Here is a 15,931-nt window from a genome sequence, read left to right as displayed (position 1 = left end):
CAACTGGTGAGTGAGACAACGCACGACGGCTCGGTCGCGGTGAGCGCGCCGCCGTCGCCCGACGAGGGACTCACGGCGTCCCAGCTGGCCGCCAAGTACGGGCTCGCTGTGAGCGGCGCCCGGCCCTCGCTGTTCGAGTACGTCCGCCAGCTCTGGGACCGGCGGCACTTCATCCTCGCGTTCTCGCGGGCGAAGCTGACCGCCCAGTACAGCCAGGCGAAGCTCGGCCAGCTCTGGCAGGTGGCCACCCCGCTGCTGAACGCGGCCGTGTACTTCTTCATCTTCGGCGTGATCCTCGAGGCCGACCGGGGCATGCCCCGCGAGGTCTACATCCCGTTCCTGGTCACGGGCGTCTTCGTGTTCACCTTCACGCAGAGCTCGGTGATGGCGGGCGTCCGCGCGATCTCGGGCAACCTGGGCCTGGTGCGCGCCCTGCACTTCCCGCGCGCGTCGCTCCCCATCTCCTTCGCGCTCCAGCAGCTCCAGCAGCTGCTGTACTCGATGATCGTGCTGTTCGTCGTGGCGATCGGCTTCGGCAGCTACCCGAAGCTGAGCTGGGTGCTGATCCTGCCGGTGCTGGCCCTTCAGTTCCTGTTCAACACCGGCCTCGCGCTGATCATGGCGCGCGCCGGTGCCAAGACCCCCGACCTGGCGCAGCTGATGCCGTTCGTGATGCGTACGTGGATGTACGCGTCCGGCGTGATGTTCTCCATCCCGGTCATGCTGAAGGACAAGCCGGACTGGATCGCCACCGTCCTGCAGTGGAACCCGGCCGCGGTCTACATGGACCTGATGCGCTTCGCCATGATCGACGGCTACGGCTCCTCGAACCTGCCCGACCACGTCTGGGCGGCCGCGGCCGGCTGGGCCGTGCTGTTCGCGGTCGGCGGGTTCGTGTACTTCTGGAAGGCGGAGGAGAGGTACGGCCGTGGCTGAGCAGAGGGCGGATGCGCACATCCCCACCGTCATCGCGGACGAGCTGCACATCGTCTACCGCGTCAATGGCGCCAAGTCCGGCAAGGGCAGCGCCACCGCGGCCCTCAGCCGCATCATGAAGCGCGGCGAGGAGCGGGGCGTGCGCAAGGTGCACGCCGTACGCGGTGTCTCGTTCGTCGCCTACCGGGGCGAGGCCATCGGCCTGATCGGCTCCAACGGCTCCGGCAAGTCCACCCTGCTGCGCGCCATCGCCGGTCTGCTCCCGCCGGAGAAGGGCAGGGTCTACACCGACGGCCAGCCCTCCCTGCTGGGTGTGAACGCGGCCCTGATGAACGACCTCACCGGCGAGCGCAACGTCATATTGGGCGGGCTCGCCATGGGCATGACCCGCGAGCAGATCAAGGAGCGCTACCAGGGGATCGTCGACTTCTCCGGCATCAACGAGAAGGGCGACTTCATCACCCTGCCCATGCGCACCTACTCGTCCGGCATGGCGGCCCGGCTGCGCTTCTCCATCGCGGCGGCCAAGGACCACGACGTCCTCATGATCGACGAGGCACTGGCCACCGGCGACCGCAAGTTCCAGAAGCGCTCCGAGGACCGCATCCGCGAGCTGCGCAAGGAAGCCGGCACGGTGTTCCTGGTCAGCCACAACAACAAGTCGATCCGCGACACCTGCAACCGCGTGCTGTGGCTGGAACGCGGCGAGCTGCGCATGGACGGACCGACGGACGAGGTCCTCAAGGAGTACGAGAAGTTCACGGGCAAGTAGTCCACCCGGACATGGGCCAAGCGGCCCAGCGCCTTTCGCGGAGCCCCGCCGGAACTGCCCCGGCGGGGCCCGCGTCTGCAAAGGAAACGTCAACTCCGGCTGGCTTGAGGAATCTTGACACCAATCGGTGTGTTGTTGTGATGTGCAGGACACCCCCACGGGCCACGCTGCGTTGTACAACGTAAGCTGTACCGGTACCGAAACGCGGCAAGTGGGGCGATAAGGCGCGACACCCCTCTCTCCGGGCTGCGGCGCGGACAGCCGGGCGGCGTGTCCGAAATAGTGTGCATTGGGTCTGCGGTGTAGAACGGGAGATGTGACGGCAATGGCTACGGAAACTCCCCAGCTCAACGCATCCGCCTGTGCCGTCCCCGCCCCGGGCAGTCCACGGTGACGGGAACCCGCCCGCGCCCGGACGACACGGGGCGCGGCACCCTCGACAAGGCCGCCGCGGAGAACTTCCCCGTGGCGCCGTTCTTCCTGCCCAGGGCCTGGCGCACCGACCTGATGGCCGTCTACGGCTTCGCCCGCCTCGTCGACGACATCGGCGACGGCGATCTCGCCCCCGGTGGCGCCGACGCCCGTTTGCTCGGCGTGTCGCCCGAGTCGGCCGTGGACCGTCTGGTTCTGCTCGACGCCTTCGAGGCCGATCTGCACCGCGTCTTCGACGGCGCCCCCCATCACCCTCTGCTGCGCCGGCTCCAGGCGACGGTCCGCCGCCGCTCGCTGACCCCCGAGCCCTTCCTCGGCCTGATCGCCGCCAACCGCCAGGACCAGCTCGTCGGGCGCTACGAGACCTACGACGATCTCCTTGCCTACTGCGAACTGTCCGCCAACCCCGTCGGCCGACTCGTCCTCGCCGTCACCGGCACGGCGACGCCCGAGCGGATCCGCCGCTCCGACGCGGTGTGCACGGCGCTGCAGATCGTCGAGCACCTTCAGGATGTCGCCGAGGACCTCGGCCGTGACCGGATCTATCTGCCCGTGGCGGACATGAAGCGCTTTCACGTCGAGGAAACCGATCTCGGGGCGAAAACGGCGGGCGCATCGGTGCGCGCACTGGTTGCATACGAAGCCGAACGTGCCCGGAACCTCCTGAATGAAGGCACCCCTTTGGTGGGTAGCGTCCACGGCAGGCTGAAGCTGCTGCTCGCGGGTTTCGTGGCGGGGGGAAGGGCGGCGATCCGTGCGATCGCCGCCGCCGAATACGACGTATTGCCCGGCCCGCCCAAGGCAAGCAGGCTCCGGCTGCTGCGCGAGGTGGGCGTGACTCTGCGAGGAGAGGGGTGATCCGGACCGTGGAGTCTGCACCACTCGCGTCCGCACCGGTACTCGCCGCCTACAGCTACTGCGAGGCTGTCACCGGACAGCAGGCACGCAATTTCGCCTACGGCATCAGACTGCTGCCCACACCCAAGCGCCGGGCGATGTCGGCGCTGTACGCGTTCTCGCGCCGCGTCGACGACATCGGCGACGGCGCCCTGAGCGGCGACGTCAAGATCGCCAGGCTCGAGGACACCCGGGAGCTGCTCACCCGGATCCGCGAACACGCGGTCGACGAGGACGACACCGACCCCGTGGCCCTCGCCCTCGCCCACGCCGCCGACGCCTTTCCGATCCCGCTCGGCGGACTGGACGAGCTGATCGACGGCGTCCTGATGGACGTGCGCGGCGAGACCTACGAGACCTGGGACGACCTGAAGGTCTACTGCCGCTGTGTGGCAGGCGCCATCGGCCGTCTGTCGCTCGGCGTGTTCGGTACCGAACGAGGGGCGCGCGGCGCCGAACGCGCGTCCGAGTACGCGGACACGCTCGGCCTGGCGCTGCAACTGACCAACATCCTGCGCGACGTCCGTGAGGACGCCGAAGGGGGGCGCACCTATCTGCCCTCCGACGACCTCGCCAAATTCGGCTGCTCGGCCGGCTTCAGCGGGCCGACACCACCGGAGGGCTCCGACTTCGCGGGCCTCGTGCACTTCGAAGTGCGACGGGCCCGCGCCCTTTTCGCCGAGGGCTACCGGCTGCTCCCCATGCTCGACCGGCGCAGCGGCGCCTGCGTCGCCGCCATGGCCGGCATCTACCGCCGCCTCCTGGACCGCATCGAGCGCGACCCGGAGGCCGTGCTGCGCGGCCGGGTCTCCCTGCCCGGGCGCGAGAAGGCGTACGTCGCCGTGCGCGGTCTGTCCGGTCTGGACGCCCGGCATGTCACCCGAACCGTCAGGAGGCGCGCCTGATGGACATTTCGGCCCAAGGTGATGCCGCCGGGGAAAAGCGGCAGGCAACCCTCCGCCGTCACGCGGCGTCCCTGACTGAGACGACCGGCCGTGCACCGTTGAACCATCGGCACGACGGCCGCGCAGGGGAGGGTGCACGATGACCGACGGCACGCGACCGGACGGGTCGCTCGCGGACATCCCGCCAGGCGCCGGGAGGGACGCCGTCGTGATCGGCGGTGGGCTCGCCGGCATCACCGCCGCACTCGCGCTCGCCGACGCGGGCGTCCGCGTCACCCTGATCGAGGGCAGGCCGAGACTGGGTGGCCTGGCCTTCTCCTTCCAACGCGGCGATCTGACCGTCGACAACGGCCAGCACGTCTACCTGCGTTGCTGCACCGCCTACCGCTGGTTCCTCGACCGGGTCGAGGGGACGGCGCTGGCTCCGCTGCAGGATCGTCTCGACGTGCCCGTGGTCGACCTCGACAAGCCCGAGGGCCGTCGGCTCGGCAGACTGCGGCGTGACGCGCTGCCCGTGCCCCTGCACCTGGGCCGGAGCCTGGCGACCTATCCGCATCTCTCGCTCGCCGAACGCGCCAAGGTCGGTCGTGCCGCGCTCGCGCTCAAGGGGCTCGACCTCGCCGATCCGACCCTGGACACCCAGGACTTCGGCAGCTGGCTGACCGCGCACGGTCAGTCGGCGCGTGCCGTCGAGGCCCTGTGGGACCTGGTCGGGGTCGCCACTCTCAACGCGGTCGCGGGCGACGCCTCGCTGGGGCTCGCCGCGATGGTGTTCAAGACCGGTCTGCTGTCCGACCCGGGCGCGGCCGACATCGGATGGGCGCGCGTCCCGCTGGGCGAACTGCATGACCGGCTGGCCCGCAAGGCGCTCGACACCGCGGGCGTCCGTACCGAGGTCCGTACACGCGTCACCTCCATCTCTACAGACGAGAACGGACGCCTACGCGTTCAGGTTCCCGGCGAGACGCTCCACACCGACGCGGTCGTACTCGCCGTGGCCCAGCGCGAGGCGCACGACCTGCTGCCCGGCGGTGCCCTCGACGCCCCCGGACAGCTCCTGGAGATCGGCACCGCGCCGATCCTCAACGTCCATGTCGTCTACGACCGCAAGGTGCTGAGCACGCCGTTCCTGACAGTCCTCGGCAGCCCCGTCCAGTGGGTGTTCGACCGCACCGAAGCATCCGGGCTCAAGGGCGGCCAGTACCTCGCCCTGTCCCAGTCGGCCGCGCAGGACGAGATCGACGAGCCCGTCGCCGCCCTGCGCGAGCGGTATCTGCCGGAGCTCGAACGGCTGTTGCCCAGGGCACGCGCCGCCCGGGTGAAGGACTTCTTCGTGACCAGGGAGCGCACGGCGACGTTCGCCCCCACCCCCGGCGTCGGGCGGCTGCGGCCCGGCGCCCGCACCAGAACCCCCGGCCTCTACCTGGCCGGAGCGTGGACCGCCACAGGGTGGCCCGCGACCATGGAGAGTGCGGTCCGCAGTGGCGTGAGTGCGGCCGAAGCCGCGCTGAGCGCGCTGGGCCGGCCTCGCCCCAGCCACCTCTTCGACGTCGAGGAGGCGGCGTGACGCTGAACGAGCAGCAGGCGGCAGGCCCCCGCACCCCCCGTAGCGCAACAAGAGGAGAGAACGTGCCCACTGTGCCCCCGGCCGAGAAGGCCGCACGAGAGACAGCGGTGGACGTGGCCGCGCTCCTGGAGCGCGGTAGGACCCTGGCCACACCGGTTCTGCGGGCGGCCGTCGACCGCCTGGCTTCTCCCATGGACACCGTTTCCGCCTACCACTTCGGCTGGATCGACGCCGACGGCAGGCCCACGGCCGGCGACGGCGGCAAGGCCGTACGCCCCGCCCTCGCGCTGCTCTCCGCCGAGGTCACCGGTGCCGCGCCCGAGACCGGCATCCCCGGTGCCGTCGCCGTCGAACTGGTCCACAACTTCTCGCTGCTGCACGACGACCTGATGGACGGCGACGAGCAGCGCCGCCACCGCGACACGGTCTGGAAGGTGCACGGCCCCGCCCAGGCCATCCTCGTCGGCGACGCCATGTTCGCGCTGGCCAACGAGGTGCTGCTGGAGCTCGGCACCGTCGAGGCCGGCCGCGCCGCCCGCCGCCTGGCCACCGCCACCCGCGCCCTGATCGACGGTCAGGCCCAGGACATCTCCTACGAGCACCGCGACCGCGTCAGCGTCGAGGAGTGTCTGGAGATGGAGGGCAACAAGACCGGCGCCCTGATCGCCGCCGCCAGCTCCATCGGCGCGGTGCTCGCCGGCGCGGGCGACCACACCGCCGACACCCTGGAGAAGTACGGCTACCACCTGGGGCTCGCCTTCCAGGCCATCGACGACCTCCTCGGCATCTGGGGCGACCCGGTCTCCACCGGCAAGCAGACCTGGAGCGACCTGCGCCAGCGCAAGAAGTCCCTGCCGGTCGTGGCCGCGCTCGCGGCGGGCGGCCCCGCCTCCGAGCGGCTCGGCGAGATCCTCGCCGCCGACGCCAAGAGCAGCGACTTCGAGAACTTCTCCGAGGAGGAGTTCGCCGCCCGCGCCGCCCTCATCGAGGAGGCGGGCGGCCGTGAGTGGACCGCCGACGAGGCGCGCCGCCAGCACGCGATCGCCGTCGAGGCCCTCGACGGCGTCGACATGCCCGACCGGGTGCGGGCACAGTTCACGGCGCTCGCCGACTTCGTCGTCGTACGGAAGAGATGATCACTACCGGGCGAAAAGAGATGATCAGTATCGGTCGAATAGCCCTCGCGTAGTCGCCGGCCGGTGCCGCTGGGAGAAGCGCACCGGCCGACGGCGGACCCACAGCAGACGCACTACCTGTAGCACTGCACGAAGGGGAAGCCATGACAGCGACGACCGACGGAAGCACCGGGGCGCGGCCGCCCCGGGCAGCCGCGGCCAGCGACACCGACAGCGAGAACCCCGTGGCGGCCGGGGTCCACGAAGCCGCCGCAGGCGCGGTCCGGCGCGCCACCGACTTCCTGCTGGCGAAGCAGGACGCCCAGGGCTGGTGGAAGGGCGACCTCGAGACGAACGTCACCATGGACGCCGAGGACCTGCTGCTCCGTCAGTTCCTGGGCATCCGCGACGAGAAGACCACACAGGCCGCCGCGCTCTTCATCCGCGGCGAGCAGCGCGAGGACGGCACCTGGGGCACCTTCTACGGCGCACCCGGCGAGCTCTCCACCACCATCGAGGCGTACGTCGCCCTGCGCCTGGCCGGCGACGCGCCGGACGCCCCGCACATGGCGCGGGCCTCCACCTGGATCCGTGAGCAGGGCGGCATCGCCGCGGCCCGGGTCTTCACGCGGATCTGGCTGGCCCTGTTCGGCTGGTGGAAGTGGGAGGACCTGCCCGAACTCCCGCCGGAGCTCATCTACTTCCCCAAGTGGGTCCCGCTCAACATCTACGACTTCGGCTGCTGGGCCCGGCAGACCATCGTCCCGCTGACGATCGTCTCCGCGAAGCGCCCCGTGCGGCCCGCGCCCTTCCCGCTCGACGAGCTGCACACCGACCCGGCGAACCCCAACCCGCCCAAGCCCCTTGCCCCGGCGGCGAGTTGGGACGGTGCCTTCCAGCGGCTCGACAAGGCGCTGCACCAGCTGCGCAAGGTCGCCCCGCGCAAGCTGCGCAGAGCCGCCATGAACAGCGCCGCACGCTGGATCATCGAGCGCCAGGAGAACGACGGCTGCTGGGGCGGCATCCAGCCCCCGGCGGTGTACTCGATCATCGCGCTGCACCTGCTCGGCTACGACCTTCAGCATCCCGTGATGCGCGAGGGGCTCGCCTCGCTGGACCGTTTCGCCGTCTGGCGCGAGGACGGGGCCCGGATGATCGAGGCCTGCCAGTCGCCGGTCTGGGACACCTGCCTCGCCACCATCGCTCTGGTGGACGCCGGCGTTCCCGCCGATCACCCGCAACTGGTCAGGGCCGCCGACTGGATGCTGGGCGAGGAGATCGTGCGACCCGGCGACTGGGCGGTCAAGCGCCCCGAACTGCCGCCGGGCGGCTGGGCGTTCGAGTTCCACAACGACAACTACCCCGACATCGACGACACCGCCGAGGTGGTCCTCGCGCTGCGCCGGGTCCGGCACCACGAGCCGGAGCGGCTGGAGAGGGCGATCGGGCGCGCGGTGCGGTGGAACCTCGGGATGCAGTCGCGCAACGGGGCGTGGGGCGCCTTCGACGTCGACAACACCAGCCCGTTCCCGAACCGGCTGCCGTTCTGCGACTTCGGCGAGGTCATCGACCCGCCGTCGGCGGACGTCACCGCGCATGTCGTCGAGATGCTCGCGGTCGAGGGCCTCGCCCACGACCCGCGCACCCGGCGCGGCATCCGCTGGCTGCTCGCCGAGCAGGAACCGGACGGCTCGTGGTTCGGCCGCTGGGGCGTGAATTACATCTACGGCACCGGATCCGTCGTACCCGCCCTGGTGGCCGCCGGAATCCCGGGCTCGCACCCGGCCATCCGCCGTGCCGTCACCTGGTTGGAGTCCGTCCAGAACGACGACGGCGGCTGGGGCGAGGACCTGCGCTCCTACAAGTACGTCAAGGAGTGGAGCGGCAGGGGCGCCTCGACGGCCTCGCAGACCGCGTGGGCGCTGATGGCGCTGCTGGCCGCGGGGGAGAGGGACTCCAAGGCCGTCGAGCGCGGCATCGAGTGGCTCGCAGCCACCCAGCTGGCGGACGGCTCCTGGGACGAGCCGTACTTCACCGGCACCGGGTTCCCCTGGGACTTCTCCATCAACTACCACCTCTACCGGCAGGTCTTCCCGCTGACCGCGCTCGGCCGGTACGTCAACGGAGAGCCGTTCACCGAGACGGTGGTCCGGGTGGTCGTCGACGACACGGCTGCCGTAGAGGCCAAGGGGAGCTGATGAGCCCACAGCCCGCCCCGGCCCCGCTGCTGATCGCCTGCGCGCTCGGCATCGAGCAGTTCGCCCTGCGCATCAGCGAGCGCGGCGGGGCCGGCGGGCCGGTCACCGTGCTCCGTACGGGCATGGGGCCCCGGGCAGCCGAACGCTCCGTCACCCGGGTGCTGGCCGACCCGGCCCTCGCCGGGGCCGCCGTCCTCGCCACCGGCTTCTGCGCGGGGCTCGCCCCCGGGATGCACCCCGGCGATCTGGTGGTCGCCGAGGAGACCCGGGATCCGGCGGGAACCGTTCCGTGCGTGGGGACCGACCTACTCGTCAAAGAACTCGTGCGGACCATCCCGGGCCGCACCGTCCACACCGGACCGCTCACCGGCTCCGATCATGTCGTCCGCGGTCAGGAACGGTCCGATCTGCTCACGACCGGCGCAATCGCGGTCGACATGGAGTCGGCGGCCACACTCCTGAGCGCCGTCCGTACGGGCGAGCGCCCGGTTGCGGCCGTCCGGGTGGTCGTGGACGCTCCAGAACATGAACTCGTCCGGATCGGCACGTTGCGCGGTGGAATATCGGCTTTCCGCGTTCTTCGTACCGTTCTACCCGCATTCTACGAATGGCACCGTTCTTTGCTGCTCCCCAGGAGGTGAGCCAGATGGCCATGCCGCTGCGTCAGTCCATCAAGGTCGCTACTTACTTGGCCGAACAGAAGCTCCGCAGGCGTGACAAGTTTCCGCTGATCGTCGAACTGGAGCCGTTGTTCGCCTGCAACCTCAAGTGCGAGGGCTGCGGAAAGATCCAGCACCCGGCCGGAGTACTGAAGCAGCGCATGCCGGTGGCCCAGGCCGTGGGCGCGGTGCTCGAGTCCGGTGCGCCCATGGTGTCCATCGCCGGCGGCGAGCCTCTCATGCATCCGCAGATCGACGAGATCGTGCGGCAGCTGGTGGCCAAGCGGAAGTACGTCTTCCTGTGCACCAACGCCATGCTGCTGCGCAAGAAGATGGACAAGTTCACGCCTTCGCCCTACTTCGCCTTCGCCGTGCACATCGACGGCCTGCGCGAGCGCCACGACGAGTCGGTGGCCAAGGAGGGCGTGTTCGACGAGGCGGTCGAGGCGATGAAGGAGGCCAAGCGGCGCGGCTTCCGGGTCACCACCAACTCGACCTTCTTCAACACCGACACCCCGCAGACCATCATCGAGGTGCTCAACTACCTCAACGACGACCTGAAGGTCGACGAGATGATGATCTCGCCCGCCTACGCCTACGAGAAGGCCCCCGACCAGGAGCACTTCCTCGGCGTCGAGCAGACCCGCGAGCTGTTCAAGAAGGCCTTCGCGGGCGGCAACCGCAGGAAATGGCGGCTCAACCACTCACCGCTCTTCCTCGACTTCCTCGAGGGCAAGGTCGACTTCCCGTGCACCGCGTGGGCGATCCCGAACTACTCGCTCTTCGGCTGGCAGCGCCCCTGCTACCTGATGAGCGACGGGTACGTCCCCACGTACCGCGAGCTGATCGAGGACACCGACTGGGACAAGTACGGCCGCGGCAAGGACCCGCGCTGCGCCAACTGCATGGCGCACTGCGGCTACGAGCCCACCGCCGTCCTCGCCACCATGGGCTCGCTGAAGGAGTCGCTGCGCGCCATGCGCGAGACGGTCTCCGGAAACCGGGAGTGACGCCATGACCGCCATTCCCTTGGGCGTCCCCGAGGTACCGGTCCGGCCGGTAGCCGAACGACGTGTGTCGCGGCAGATCCAGGTCGGCCCGGTGGCGGTCGGGGGCGATGCCCCGGTGTCGGTGCAGTCGATGACGACGACCCGTACGTCGGACATCGGTGCCACCTTGCAGCAGATCGCGGAGCTGACGGCGTCGGGCTGCCAGATCGTGCGGGTCGCCTGTCCGACGCAGGACGACGCCGATGCTCTGGCGACGATCGCCCGCAAGTCGCAGATCCCGGTGATCGCGGACATCCACTTCCAGCCCAAGTACGTGTTCGCGGCGATCGAGGCCGGCTGTGCGGCCGTACGCGTCAATCCCGGGAACATCAAGCAGTTCGACGACAAGGTCAAGGAGATCGCGCGGGCCGCCAAGGACCACGGCACTCCGATCCGGATCGGCGTCAACGCGGGGTCCCTCGACCGGCGGCTGCTCCAGAGGTACGGCAAGGCCACTCCGGAGGCGCTCGTGGAGAGCGCTCTGTGGGAGGCGTCGCTGTTCGAGGAGCACGACTTCCGGGACATCAAGATCTCGGTGAAGCACAACGACCCGGTGATCATGGTCGAGGCGTACAAGCAGCTCGCGGCGCAGTGCGACTATCCGCTGCACCTCGGGGTGACCGAGGCCGGGCCCGCCTTCCAGGGCACGATCAAGTCGGCCGTCGCCTTCGGCGCGCTGCTCTCGCAGGGGATCGGCGACACGATCCGGGTGTCGCTGAGCGCCCCGCCCGCCGAGGAGGTCAAGGTCGGCATCCAGATCCTTCAGTCCCTGAACCTCAGGCAGCGGCGCCTGGAGATCGTCTCCTGCCCGTCCTGCGGGCGGGCCCAGGTCGACGTCTACAAGCTGGCCGACGAGGTCACGGCCGGCCTGGAAGGCATGGAAGTGCCGTTGCGGGTGGCCGTCATGGGCTGTGTGGTCAACGGCCCCGGCGAGGCACGGGAGGCCGACCTCGGGGTCGCCTCCGGCAACGGCAAGGGGCAGATCTTCGTCAAGGGCGAGGTCATCAAGACCGTCCCCGAGTCGAAGATCGTCGAGACGCTGATCGACGAGGCGATGAAGATCGCCGAGCAGATGGAGCAGGACGGGGCCGCATCGGGCGCCCCCACCGTCACGGGGAAACCGGCAGTGACTGTGAGTTGAAGCAAGGCACGGACCGAGAGGGGGCCCGAGCGTGACGATTCTGGAGAGCATCCGGGGACCACGCGACCTGAAGGCGCTGTCCGAGGCGGAACTCGGTGAACTGTCCGACGAGATCAGGGAGTTCCTGGTGCACGCGGTCGCCAGGACCGGCGGACATCTCGGGCCCAACCTGGGCGTGGTGGAACTGACCATCGCGCTCCACCGGGTCTTCGAGTCGCCCGTCGACCGCATCGTCTGGGACACCGGTCACCAGAGCTACGTACACAAGCTGCTGACGGGGCGGCAGGACTTCTCCAAGCTGCGCGGCAAGGGCGGTCTGTCCGGCTACCCCTCGCGCGAGGAGTCCGAGCACGACATCGTCGAGAACAGCCACGCCTCCACCGCGCTCGGCTGGGCCGACGGGCTCGCCAAGGCCCATCGGGTGCAGGGGGAGAAGGGGCATGTCGTCGCGGTGATCGGCGACGGGGCGCTGACCGGCGGCATGGCCTGGGAGGCGCTGAACAACATCGCGGCGGCCAAGGACCGGCCGCTGATCATCGTCGTCAACGACAACGAGCGGTCGTACGCACCGACCATCGGGGGCCTGGCCAACCATCTGGCCACCCTGCGCACGACGGACAGCTACGAGCGGGTTCTGGCCTGGGGCAAGGACGTACTGCTGCGGACCCCGCTCGTGGGCAACACGATCTACGAGTCCCTGCATGGCGCGAAGAAGGGGTTCAAGGACGCCTTCGCGCCGCAGGGCATGTTCGAGGATCTGGGACTGAAGTACGTCGGCCCGATCGACGGGCACGACATCGGGGCCGTCGAGTCGGCGCTGAGGCGTGCGAAACGTTTCCACGGGCCGGTGCTGATCCACTGTCTGACGGAGAAGGGCCGCGGCTACGAACCCGCCCTCGCCCACGAGGAAGACCACTTCCACACCGTCGGCGTGATGGACCCGCTGACCTGCGAGCCCCTCGCCCCCTCGGGCGGGCCGTCCTGGACGTCGGTGTTCGGCGACGAGATCGTACGGATCGGCCAGGAGCGGGAGGACGTCGTCGCGATCACGGCGGCCATGCTGCACCCCGTCGGGCTCGGCAAGTTCGCCGAACGGTTCCCGGACCGGGTCTGGGACGTCGGGATCGCCGAGCAGCACGCGGCCGTGTCGGCGGCGGGCCTCGCCACGGGCGGGCTGCATCCGGTCGTCGCCGTCTACGCCACCTTCCTCAACCGTGCCTTCGACCAGCTCCTCATGGACGTCGCCCTGCACCGCTGCGGAGTGACGTTCGTGCTGGACCGGGCCGGTGTCACGGGCGCCGACGGCGCCTCCCACAACGGCATGTGGGACATGTCGATCCTCCAGGTCGTCCCCGGCCTCAGGATCGCCGCGCCGCGCGACGCCGATCAGCTGCGGGCGCAGCTGCGCGAGGCCGTGGCCTGCGACGACGCCCCGACACTCGTACGGTTCCCGAAGGAGTCCGTCGGCCCCTCGATCCCTGCGGTGGACCGGGTGGGCGGACTGGACGTGCTGCACCGGGACGCCGGTGAGCCGGACGTCCTGCTCGTCGCCGTCGGCGTGATGGCCCCGGTGTGCCTCCAGGCGGCCGAGCTGCTCCAGGCCCGCGGCATCAACTGCACCGTCGTCGACCCGCGGTGGGTGAAACCCGTCGACCCGGCGCTCGCCCCCCTGGCCGCGCAGCACCGGCTGGTGGCCGTCGTCGAGGACAACAGCCGCTCCTCCGGTGTCGGCTCCGCCGTGGCGCTGGCGCTGGGCGACGCCGATGTCGATGTGCCGGTACGGCGGTTCGGCATCCCGGAGCAGTTCCTCGCGCACGCCAAGCGCGGTGAGGTGCTCGCGGACATCGGGCTCACGCCGGTGGAGGTCGCGGGCCGGATCAGCGCGAGCCTTGCCCTCAAGGAGGCCGAGGAGAGCGTGGTCGGCGGGGAGCGGGCCGACGGCGGTCCCGGCGGTCGTACCGTCGTGCCAGTCAAGGAGAAAGCTGAATGACCAGCGAGTTCGACCTCGGCGCCCTCCTGGCCGAGCGTGGAGCCGAGCGCTACGAGCTGCACACGAAGTACCTGAACCACCAGCTCCCGCGCATGCTGCACACCATCGGCTTCGACAAGGTCTACGAGCGGGCCGAGGGCGCCCACTTCTGGGACGCGGACGGCGACGACTACCTGGACATGCTCGCCGGGTTCGGGGTGATGGGCCTGGGGCGCCATCACCCCGTCGTCCGCAAGGCGCTGCACGACGTCCTCGACGCCCAGCTCGCCGACCTGACCCGCTTCGACTGCCAGCCGCTGCCCGGGCTGCTGGCCGAGCGGCTCCTCACCCACAGCCCGCACCTGGACCGGGTGTTCTTCGGCAACAGCGGCACGGAGGCGGTGGAGACCGCGCTGAAGTTCGCGCGGTTCGTCACCGGGAAGCCGAGGGTGCTGTACTGCGACCACGCCTTCCACGGGCTGACCACGGGCTCCCTGTCGGTCAACGGCGAGTCCGGCTTCCGGGACGGCTTCGCCCCGCTGCTGCCGGACACGGCCGTCCCGCTCGGCGATCTCGACGCGCTCGCGCGGGAGCTGAAGAAGGGCGACGTCGCCGCCCTGATCGTCGAACCGATCCAGGGCAAGGGCGTCCACGAGGCCCCGTCCGGCTATCTGCGGGCCGCCCAGGAGCTGCTGCACAAGCACAAGGCGGTAATGATCGCCGACGAGGTGCAGACGGGCCTTGGCCGGACCGGTGACTTCTACGCCTACCAGCACGAGGAGGGCGTCGAGCCGGACCTGGTGTGCGTCGCCAAGGCGCTCTCCGGGGGCTATGTGCCGGTGGGGGCCACCCTCGGCAAGGACTGGATCTTCAAGAAGGTCTACTCGTCCATGGACCGGGTGCTCGTCCACTCGGCGAGCTTCGGGTCCAACGCGCAGGCCATGGCGGCCGGGCTCGCCGTGCTGTCCGTCATGGAGAACGAGCAGATCGTCGCCAACGCGCGGGCGACCGGGGAGCAGCTGCGGTCCCGGCTCGCGGCGCTGATCGACAAGTACGAGCTGCTCGCCGACGTCCGCGGCCGGGGCCTGATGATCGGAATCGAGTTCGGCCGTCCCGACTCGCTGAAGCTGCGGGGCCGGTGGACCATGCTGCAGGCCGCGCGCAAGGGACTCTTCGCGCAGATGGTCGTCGTCCCGCTGCTGCGCAGGCACCGGATCCTCACCCAGGTCTCCGGCGATCACCTGGAGGTGATCAAGCTGATCCCGCCGCTGATCATCGGCGAGCGGGACGTGGACCGATTCGTCGAGGCCTTCACCGATGTGATGGACGACGCGCACAGCGGGGGCGGGCTGATGTGGGACTTCGGCAAGACGTTGATCAAGCAGGCGGTGGCCAACCGGTGAGGGCCCGGCAGGCTCCGGCGGCGAGGGGTCGGTAGGCCGCTCCGCTCGCCTCCCCCCGCCAGGCTTTGCCTCTGAGGCAAGAAATTTGCCGCAGAGGCAAAGCTGCGGCTGAATGGAGAGCATGAGCTCTCCCGAGACCTCGCCCGAGGGCGATGAGGCGGTGCCGACCGAGGCGCTACCCGTCGTCGCGCCACAGCTGCGGGCCCTGCGTCGCCGAGCCGCCCTCACCCTGGAGGCCGCGGCCCGCTCCGCCGGGCTGTCGCCGGCCCATCTCTCCCGGCTGGAGACCGGGCAGCGCCAGCCCTCGCTGCCGATGCTGCTCGCGCTCGCGCGCATCTACGGTACGACGGTTTCCGAGCTGCTCGGCGAGTCGGTCGCCGACCGGGACGCCGTCGTGCGGGCGGCCGACATGGAACCCACCGCCGCCGGTGGCTGGACGTACTGGCAGGCGGGCGCGCCCGGACGCGGGATGCAGGCCCTGCGCGTCCATGTGCCGCACGGCTCGCAGGGCGACATCGTGCGGGTCCATCCCGGCGAGGAGTGGCTCTACGTCCTCGAAGGGCGGTTGCGGCTGCGCCTCGGGGACACCACACACCGGCTCGCGCCCGGTGACAGCGCGCACTTCGACTCGCTCACCCCGCACCGCATCGCCGCCCTGGACCCGGGCGGGGTCGAGCTGCTGTTCGTCCACACCCTGTTGCAGAGCCCCACGGCCACCCTGTGCCTGGGCCCCACCCCTGGAGTGACGCCATGAGCAACATCGAGGACAAGTTCCCGCGCGCCCTGTGGATCCGGTTGTTCATCTACATCGCGGTGGGGCACGTCTTCGCCGCCTTCATCTACTTCCTGTTCGAGGCGGGCGCGAAGTAGACGCGGACGCGCCCGCGC

General features: G+C 70.1%; 15 protein-coding genes. All 15 read left to right on the top strand.

Translation table 11 applies throughout. The annotated features are described in order from the left end of the window. Positions 1-6 precede the first annotated feature (6 nt). The 15 genes from ACFPQ9_RS03015 (at position 7) to ACFPQ9_RS02945 (ending at position 15,913) form a co-directional block, all read left to right on the top strand. Positions 7-936, top strand: a complete 930-nt coding sequence (locus tag ACFPQ9_RS03015; RefSeq protein ID WP_380846011.1) for an ABC transporter permease — start codon at positions 7-9, stop codon at positions 934-936. Further along, entirely contained in the window at positions 929-1,708 is a 780-nt protein-coding gene (locus ACFPQ9_RS03010; protein WP_380846008.1) for an ABC transporter ATP-binding protein, read from the top strand. Before ACFPQ9_RS03015 ends, ACFPQ9_RS03010 begins: the two co-directional genes overlap by 8 nt. A gap of 390 nt (positions 1,709-2,098) precedes the next feature. Next, positions 2,099-2,998, top strand: a complete 900-nt coding sequence (hpnC, locus tag ACFPQ9_RS03005) for a squalene synthase HpnC (protein ID WP_380846005.1) — start codon at positions 2,099-2,101, stop codon at positions 2,996-2,998. After that, positions 2,995-3,942, top strand: coding sequence for a presqualene diphosphate synthase HpnD (hpnD, locus tag ACFPQ9_RS03000; protein ID WP_380846002.1), 948 nt, complete (start codon positions 2,995-2,997; stop codon positions 3,940-3,942). Before hpnC ends, hpnD begins: the two co-directional genes overlap by 4 nt. Next, positions 3,942-4,085: a DUF6380 family protein gene (locus ACFPQ9_RS02995; RefSeq protein ID WP_380845999.1), complete on the top strand. Its 144-nt coding sequence runs from the start codon at positions 3,942-3,944 to the stop codon at positions 4,083-4,085. Before hpnD ends, ACFPQ9_RS02995 begins: the two co-directional genes overlap by 1 nt. Continuing rightward, entirely contained in the window at positions 4,082-5,509 is a 1,428-nt protein-coding gene (gene hpnE / locus ACFPQ9_RS02990) for a hydroxysqualene dehydroxylase HpnE (protein WP_380845996.1), read from the top strand. The genes ACFPQ9_RS02995 and hpnE overlap by 4 nt, the downstream gene beginning before the upstream one ends. Positions 5,510-5,511: 2 nt before the next feature. Further along, the gene (locus tag ACFPQ9_RS02985) at positions 5,512-6,645 is read left to right on the top strand and encodes a polyprenyl synthetase family protein (RefSeq protein WP_380848367.1); all 1,134 of its coding nucleotides are present in this window, start codon (positions 5,512-5,514) and stop codon (positions 6,643-6,645) included. A 143-nt stretch (positions 6,646-6,788) separates the two neighbouring features. Beyond that, positions 6,789-8,822, top strand: coding sequence for a squalene--hopene cyclase (gene shc, locus ACFPQ9_RS02980; RefSeq protein WP_380845993.1), 2,034 nt, complete (start codon positions 6,789-6,791; stop codon positions 8,820-8,822). Further along, positions 8,822-9,463, top strand: coding sequence for a 5'-methylthioadenosine/S-adenosylhomocysteine nucleosidase family protein (locus ACFPQ9_RS02975; protein WP_380845990.1), 642 nt, complete (start codon positions 8,822-8,824; stop codon positions 9,461-9,463). The genes shc and ACFPQ9_RS02975 overlap by 1 nt, the downstream gene beginning before the upstream one ends. A gap of 5 nt (positions 9,464-9,468) precedes the next feature. Beyond that, complete coding sequence (gene hpnH / locus ACFPQ9_RS02970) at positions 9,469-10,491, top strand: adenosyl-hopene transferase HpnH (RefSeq protein ID WP_380845987.1); 1,023 nt, start codon at positions 9,469-9,471, stop codon at positions 10,489-10,491. A 4-nt stretch (positions 10,492-10,495) separates the two neighbouring features. Continuing rightward, positions 10,496-11,671 carry a flavodoxin-dependent (E)-4-hydroxy-3-methylbut-2-enyl-diphosphate synthase gene (gene ispG, locus ACFPQ9_RS02965; protein WP_380845984.1) on the top strand — a complete coding sequence of 392 codons (1,176 nt, stop codon included), beginning with the start codon at positions 10,496-10,498 and terminating at the stop codon, positions 11,669-11,671. A gap of 31 nt (positions 11,672-11,702) precedes the next feature. After that, the gene (dxs, locus tag ACFPQ9_RS02960; protein WP_380845981.1) at positions 11,703-13,661 is read left to right on the top strand and encodes a 1-deoxy-D-xylulose-5-phosphate synthase; all 1,959 of its coding nucleotides are present in this window, start codon (positions 11,703-11,705) and stop codon (positions 13,659-13,661) included. Further along, the gene (locus tag ACFPQ9_RS02955) at positions 13,658-15,043 is read left to right on the top strand and encodes an aspartate aminotransferase family protein (protein WP_380845978.1); all 1,386 of its coding nucleotides are present in this window, start codon (positions 13,658-13,660) and stop codon (positions 15,041-15,043) included. Before dxs ends, ACFPQ9_RS02955 begins: the two co-directional genes overlap by 4 nt. Positions 15,044-15,164: 121 nt before the next feature. Beyond that, positions 15,165-15,797, top strand: a complete 633-nt coding sequence (locus ACFPQ9_RS02950) for a helix-turn-helix domain-containing protein (protein WP_380845975.1) — start codon at positions 15,165-15,167, stop codon at positions 15,795-15,797. Then, positions 15,794-15,913: a DUF6126 family protein gene (locus ACFPQ9_RS02945; protein ID WP_380845972.1), complete on the top strand. Its 120-nt coding sequence runs from the start codon at positions 15,794-15,796 to the stop codon at positions 15,911-15,913. The genes ACFPQ9_RS02950 and ACFPQ9_RS02945 overlap by 4 nt, the downstream gene beginning before the upstream one ends. Positions 15,914-15,931 lie beyond the last annotated feature (18 nt).

It is taken from the genome of Streptomyces coerulescens (genome assembly GCF_042657965.1).
Classification (GTDB): Bacteria; Actinomycetota; Actinomycetes; order Streptomycetales; family Streptomycetaceae; genus Streptomyces; species Streptomyces coerulescens.
The sequence above is the reverse complement of the archived record's forward strand: the minus strand, read 5'-3'. Positions and strand labels throughout refer to the sequence as shown.